Annotated in this window: 4 protein-coding genes and 1 pseudogene; 4 read left to right on the top strand and 1 reads right to left on the bottom strand. The window is 68.1% G+C overall.

Annotation, left to right across the window (positions count from 1 at the left end):
- A pseudogene (locus tag U9983_RS13490) lies at window positions 1-670 on the top strand (hypothetical protein); the annotation flags it as partial.
- Here the strand turns inward: U9983_RS13490 and U9983_RS13485 are convergent.
- Window positions 624-1,697, bottom strand: a complete 1,074-nt coding sequence (locus tag U9983_RS13485; RefSeq protein WP_322754354.1) for a glucose-1-phosphate thymidylyltransferase — start codon at window positions 1,695-1,697, stop codon at window positions 624-626. The pseudogene U9983_RS13490 and the gene U9983_RS13485 overlap by 47 nt on opposite strands.
- 277 nt (window positions 1,698-1,974) lie before the next feature.
- On the opposite strand from U9983_RS13485, the gene U9983_RS13480 reads away from it, so the two are divergent.
- The 3 genes from U9983_RS13480 to U9983_RS13470 all read left to right on the top strand — a co-directional run bounded on the left by U9983_RS13480 (window position 1,975) and on the right by U9983_RS13470 (window position 6,513).
- Entirely contained in the window at window positions 1,975-3,645 is a 1,671-nt protein-coding gene (locus U9983_RS13480; protein ID WP_322754353.1) for an LCP family protein, read from the top strand.
- A 245-nt stretch (window positions 3,646-3,890) separates the two neighbouring features.
- Window positions 3,891-5,456, top strand: a complete 1,566-nt coding sequence (locus U9983_RS13475) for an LCP family protein (RefSeq protein ID WP_322754352.1) — start codon at window positions 3,891-3,893, stop codon at window positions 5,454-5,456.
- A gap of 49 nt (window positions 5,457-5,505) precedes the next feature.
- Entirely contained in the window at window positions 5,506-6,513 is a 1,008-nt protein-coding gene (locus U9983_RS13470) for a TIGR03089 family protein (protein WP_322754351.1), read from the top strand.
- Window positions 6,514-6,548 lie beyond the last annotated feature (35 nt).

Raw genomic sequence — 6,548 nt, 5'->3', positions numbered from 1 at the left:
GTTCGAACCGCCTGCGCTGTCCCGGGTCGCGACGCTCGCCGCGACGCTCGCCGTGACCGGGTGTGTCATCGCGGCTGTGACCCACCGCCGGGACGCCGGCGTGATCCGGCCTGGCCGGCGGCCTACCCGCCTGGGGGTTCACGTGCGTGCGCCGGTCCTGCTCATGCCGGTTTTCCTGGCCTATCTGCTGGTCGGCCAGCGAAGCTATGCCGACTACCTGGGGTCCACCCGTGCGATCGCCATCCAGGGCCGATATCTGTACCTCGGCATCGTCGGCATCGCCGTGGTCACCGCCGGTGGGCTTGGCCGACTACTCAGGGGACGCGAGCGGCTGGCCGGCCTCGCCGTCCTGGCCGGCGCGCTGGCCATGCAGAGCGCGGCCCTCTGGGCCGTCTGCTCCTATTACTGGCTGCCGCCCGGTGCGTCCATTCCCATCCGGCACATTGTCGGCATCGTCGCAGCCATCGGGCGTTGGGCACCTGTTCCCGAAGGTGTCACCATCGCCACGTTCACCCTCTGTGTGCTTTTCGGGTGTCTCACGCTGGCGGAGGCCGTCCGCGAGGTCCGCGGGGATCGCGCCGGCGGACGTCGCGGACGGGCGCCCCGTGATCAAAAAGTCGCGCTCAGGACGTTGTGGCCACCGAGACACGCGAGTGGTCGCCGAGCATGAGGCGGTGTGCCCGCGGGCGGGCGTCCGACGGAACGACCTCGACGTCCCGGCCGATCAGCGAGTCCTCGATGCGTCCGATGTCGCGGATCGTCGCCCGCTCCAGCACGATCGAGTACTCGATCTCGGTGTTCTCGATCGTGCACGAATAGTAGATCGAGGTGAAGGGGCCGACGTAGGAGTCGACAAGCGTCGTGCCGCGACCGATGATCGCAGGCCCGCGCACCGAGGACCGCACCAGTGACGCGCCTTCCTCGATCACGACCCGGCCCACGATCGTGCTGTGCTCGTCGACCGCGCCGCGCACGTCGGGCTCAAGGGACTCCAGCAGGTGGCGGTTGGTCTCCAACATGTCGTCGAGCCGCCCGGTGTCCTTCCAGTACCCCTCGACCAGGTGCGGCGCGACCTCGTGGCCACGGTCCACCAGCCACTGAATCGCCTCGGTGATCTCCAGTTCACCCCGGCCAGACGGCTTGATCGCCCGCACCGCCTCATGGACGGCCACCCCGAAGAGGTAGACACCGACAAGCGCAAGATCGCTCGGCGGCTCCTCGGGCTTCTCGACCAGGCGGACGACGTGGCCCTGCGGGCCGAGCTCCGCCACACCGAACGCGGACGGATTGGAGACCTTGGTCAGCAGAATCAGCGCGTCCGGCTGACTACGCTTGAATTCCTCCACGAACCCGGAGATACCACCGATGATCAGGTTGTCGCCGAGATACATCACGAACGGCTCGTCCGCGAGGAAATCACGTGCGACGAGGACTGCGTGCGCAAGACCCAGCGGCGCCTCCTGACGAATGTAGGTGACCTTGATACCCAGCGCGGAACCGTCGCCGACCGCGGCCTCGATCTCCGCCGCGGTATCGCCTACGATGATCCCGACTTCGGTGATACCCGCTTCGGCGATCGCTTCCAGCCCGTAGAAGAGCACCGGCTTGTTCGCCACGGGAACGAGCTGCTTGGCTGACGTATGGGTGATTGGGCGCAACCGCGTTCCGGAGCCACCCGCGAGAACAAGAGCTTTCATGATCCGAACCCTATCGTGGGCCCCACCCCTGCCTGAAAGGCAGCCGAACACGCGAACGGGGACATGATCAGATTGTTTTCGACTGTCTCCGGCCACCCAGGCATACGGCTCGCCATATGGCGGAGCGCAGCTCCGCGCATGCGCTGCGCCTCGGGCGGGTACCTTCAGCAACCAGGACCACAGATGGCCACCGCATTACCGACGTCGGTCATGATATCGGCGGTGCCGGGTGGGCCGCGACCGCTCGGCAGCACCGACCAGCAGGTGGACGACGTTCATGACCGCGAACCGGCGCCAGATCGCGGCGGGGGTGGGAGGTGCGGACGCGGTGACCGTTTCGCCGGACACTCACGTGGACCCGCCGGCCGATCCGCCTCAGGAACCGTCCGACGATCTCCATGCCGACGATCTCCATGCCGACGATCTCCATGCGGACGACCCCCGGGCGGACGACGCCCCAGCCCAGCGCTCCCTGTTCCAGAAACTGGCCCTCGCACTCGCAGCCGTCGTGTCAATGGCAGTTCTCGCGGTGAGCAGCGGTGGTTACGTCGTCTACCGCTACTTCGACGCCCAGATCACCAGAGTGCCGCTCGGTCTCGACGAGGCCGAACGGCCGGCGGAGGCCCCGCCGGGGACCGAGAACTTCCTGCTGGTCGGATCCGACAGCCGGGAAGGCACCGGTAACCAGTACCAGAGCGACGAAGTCGTCTCCGGACAGCGCTCCGATACGACCATGATTGCTCACCTCGACGCCAACGGAACAACCACATTGGTGTCGTTTCCCCGGGACACCCTCGTCACGATTCCCGGACACGGCCGCAACAAACTGAACGCGGCGATCACGATCGGCGGCCCGTCGCTGTTGATCAGAACGCTCGAGAGCCTCACCAATATCAAAATCGACCACTTCGTGTCGATCGACCTCGCCGGCTTCAAGGCCATGACTGACGCCATCGGCGGGGTCACCATCTGTGTGCGACCGCTGCCGGGCGGCAGCACCTCGAACCTGCACGACGAGTGGTCCCAGTGGCACGGCGTCGTGGGTGAGAACCATCTCAACGGCGAGCAGGCACTGGCCTTCGTCCGACAACGCTACGGCCTGCCCGACGGGGATTTCGACCGGATCCGGCGCCAGCAGCAGTTCATCAGCACGGTCTTCCAGAAGGCGACAAGCAACGGAGTGCTCGCCAATCCGGCGAAACTCGAGGGTCTGCTCGCGTCCGCGACGGGAGCGCTGACCGTGGACGACGGCACGACCGTGGACGACCTACGCAACCTCGCGAACCGGCTGCGCGGGATGTCCACCGACGCGATCAGTTTCGAGACGATCCCCGTCCGAGAACCGACCAGGGCCGACGGCGCGAACTCCGCTGGGGAACTCCGGCGCTTCGGCTCGGTCCAGCTCTACGATCCGGGCCAGCTCGACACGTTCCTGGCGCCGTTGCGCGGGCACGGCACCGCAGCACCGAACCCGACGGGCGGTCCGGGCACGCCGGGCACGCAGCCCGAAGCGACGACGGTCCCACCGTCGGCGGTCACCGTCGACGTCCTCAACGGAACCACGACCAGCGGGCTCGCGAGCAGCGCCGCCAGGGATCTCGCGGCGGCCGGATTCCGGATCGCCCGGGTCGCAAGCGCCGAGCCCAGGCGCACGGAGACCACGCTCGTGCGCTACGGCCCGGACGGGCTCGCGGCTGCGCGGACGCTGGCCGCCGCGATTCCCGGGGTGGAGCTGCGCGAGGACCAGTCAGCGGGCACGCACGTCACCCTGGTGGTCGGTAGCGACTTCAACGGGATCGCGACCCAGGCAATGGCATCCGCCCCGGCTGCGGGGGGTGACCCGCCAAAGGGTGCAACGGGATCGGCGAACAGCTCGCCGACGCCGAGTCCGGCCCCCACGACGCCGGCAGTGACCGCTACGGAACTGACCGCCAGCTGCACCTTCTAGTTTCGCCTCTGAGCCAGCCACGTCTCAGAGCGCCCGTGATCGCGTCACTTCCCGATGACCACTGGCGACCATATCGAGTAGCTTCAACGTTACCGCCCGCTGTTTCAGGCACCCGGTAGTGGGGTGTCCTGCGTCTCATGGCAACGTCAGAGGAGCTTTAAGCGTCCTTATCAGGCACAGGGGCATGTTCGCTCGTGGACGAGGCGCCGCGCGATTGCTCCGGTCAAGGAGGTTCGAAAAAGCCGGTGAGTGGCAGATCCATACGCCGGCCGGCGTTGCCGCCAGAGCTGAGCCCACGGCGTCCGCCGAACCTCCGGCGCCGCCCGGTCCGCTCACCGCTTCGGACGTTGTCCGTCGGCGCGGCGGCCGCACTGTCGCTGGTGGTTCTCGCCGTCAGCTCCGTCGGATGGGCGGCATACCGCTACTTCGACGACTCGGTCACCGGGGTCGCATGGTCGCCCGGTGGTGACCGGCCGCCCGAGCGACCGGGCGAGATGAACATCCTGCTGCTCGGCGACGACAGCCGAGCGGGCACCCACGGTGAGTACGGCCAGGTCGACGGGGTCCGCTCGGATACTACGATCATCGCTCACTTCGGCACGGACGGTTCGGTCACCCTGGTGTCGTTTCCCCGGGACACCCTCGTGACCGTTGCCTCCGGCATCGCGCAAACCCCCCATGACGGGAAGGACAAGCTCACCAACGTCCTGTCCTACGCTGGCATCGAGGGGCTCACCCGCACGCTGGAGAACCTGACCAGCCTCAAGATCGATCATTTCATCTCGATCGATCTGGCTGGCTTCAAGACCATGACCGACGCGGTCGGCGGGGTGGACGTGTGCGTCGCGCAGCTTCCCGGCGGCGGCACGACCAATCTGCACGACAACTTCTCCCAGTGGCGCGGAAAGTTCGGCATCAACCACCTCAACGGTGACCAGGCGCTGGCCTTCGTCCGCACCCGCCACGCCCTACCCGATGAGACCTACCGCGTCGCCCGCCAGCAGCAGTTCCTGTCCAAGCTGCTCGAAAAGGCAACCAGCGCAGGCGTGCTGACCAACCCCGTCAAGATCACTCAATTGATCGGCGCCGTCGGCGGGTCGCTCAAGGTTGACAACGGTCTCACCGAGAACGGCGCAATGATCAAAATGGCGCAGCGGTTGAGTGGCCTCGGCAGCGGAAAAGTGAAATTCATCACGATCCCCACCCATGTACCGCTGAAATCCGAAGGCGCCACCGACGAGCAGGGCACCATCCCTCCTCACGGCAATGTGCTGTTCTACGAGCCGGTCGGGCTCTGGCAGGTCCTCGCGCCGCTTCGACCCGCGACCGGCGGCGACGCCCCCGCGGGCGCAACCGGTAGTCCGACGCTGCCACCGGACCAGGTGACCATCGCCGAAGTTCGCAACAGGACCGGCCGTTCGGGTCTGGCCGTACAGACGACCACGGCACTCGGCGCGCTGGGGTTCGCCGGTTCCTTGCGGCCCACCACCGGTGCGGCCGGGCAGGTCGTCACGGAGATCCGCTACCCGGCCGGGCAGGAGGGCGCGGCGCGCGCACTGTCGGGTCTGATCGCCGGATCGCAGACGATCGAGGACCCGAAGATCAGCAACGGCCTCGTCGTCGTGCTCGGGGCCTCCTTCACGGGCGTGACCGGCGGGCAGGCGCCGCCGGCCGGGTCCCTACCCGGCTCCCGGGGTACACCCTCCACCGGCTCCAGCTCCACCGGTACCGCTCCCACGGTCCCCGGCTCAGCAGCTGCCCCGCCTCCGCCGCCCACGGTCGCCCCCGCGAACACATCCTGCACGGCGTGACCGCGATTCCCATCGGCTTCCCTGAGGTGTCAACTACCGTGAACGTCCTATGACACCATCAACGTCGCCCGCATCGACGTCTCCGGCAGGACGTCTGCTTGACGGCGTGGTGGACCGCGTTCTGGATGCCGCGCTCGCCGCGATACCGCCAGACGCCGTCGACCCCGCCGCCATGACCGATCGCCCGGGAATGACCGACACCGCCGGCGCGGACGGGGTCGCCGCGCTGCTCGCCCACCGGGTACGTGCCGACTCGGCACGTCCACTGCTGACGTTCTATGACGATGCCACCGGCGAGCGGACCGAACTGTCCGCGGCCACCGTGGACAACTGGGTTGCCAAGACCGCGAACCTGCTCGTGGACACGCTCGGGCTCGCTCCGGGAGACACGATCCGCATCGCGCTGCCGCCGCACTGGCAAACCGCGGTGGTGCTCCTCGCAGCGTGGTCGTCCGGCGCGCACGTCACCGTCACCCGGTCCGACGCCGACGCCGACGCCGACGCCGACGCCGACGCCGACGATCAGAGCGATCCCCCGGCGGCGGTGTTCCTGACCGAACAGACGGCCGACGCCGCGCTCGCGGCGGGCGAGCAGGGCGATGTCGTCGCCCTGTCGTTGCACCCGATGGGCGGACGGCTCGCCCGGCCCATGCCGGGAGTACTCGACTTCGCCGGGGAGGTTCTCGCCCACGGCGACCGCTTCACGCCACCGCGTCCACCGGCAAACCAGCGGATCCTGGTGCGACTGGCTGGCTACTACGCCAGGGCCTGGGACCTCTCCGAACACGACCGCATCCTGACGACGGCCGGTTATGACACGCCGCAGGGGCTTCTCGCCGGGCTGCTCAGTCCCCTGGCCGCCGGGGCGTCGCTCGTCATCTGTCGAAACCTCGACCACACCCTCCTTGACCGCCGGGTCGCCGCGGAGCGTGTCACGGCTGTCTGCGGGCCGATGCCCGGGATGCGGGAAGCAACGTCTGACATACCGGCAGCAGCACCCGGTGTGCCAGCACACACCCCCGCGGGCACCCGTCGTCTCGGGGTGCCACTGCGGTGACCCAGCCGGAGTCAACGCTCGGTAATAGCCTGTTG

The organism is Protofrankia sp. Cas3, assembly GCF_963555955.1.
Taxonomy (GTDB): Bacteria; Actinomycetota; Actinomycetes; order Frankiales; family Frankiaceae; genus Protofrankia.
Note: the sequence above shows the minus strand (reverse complement) of the source record. Positions and strands in the feature narration are given on the sequence as shown.

Bases quoted from the DNA above. Each gene is read 5' to 3' on its own strand.
- U9983_RS13470 (WP_322754351.1), top strand. From the start codon at position 5,506: ATGACACCATCAACGTCGCCCGCATCGACGTCTCCGGCAGGACGTCTG.
- U9983_RS13480 (WP_322754353.1), top strand. From the start codon at position 1,975: ATGACCGCGAACCGGCGCCAGATCGCGGCGGGGGTGGGAGGTGCGGAC.
- U9983_RS13485 (WP_322754354.1), bottom strand. From the start codon at position 1,697: ATGAAAGCTCTTGTTCTCGCGGGTGGCTCCGGAACGCGGTTGCGCCCA.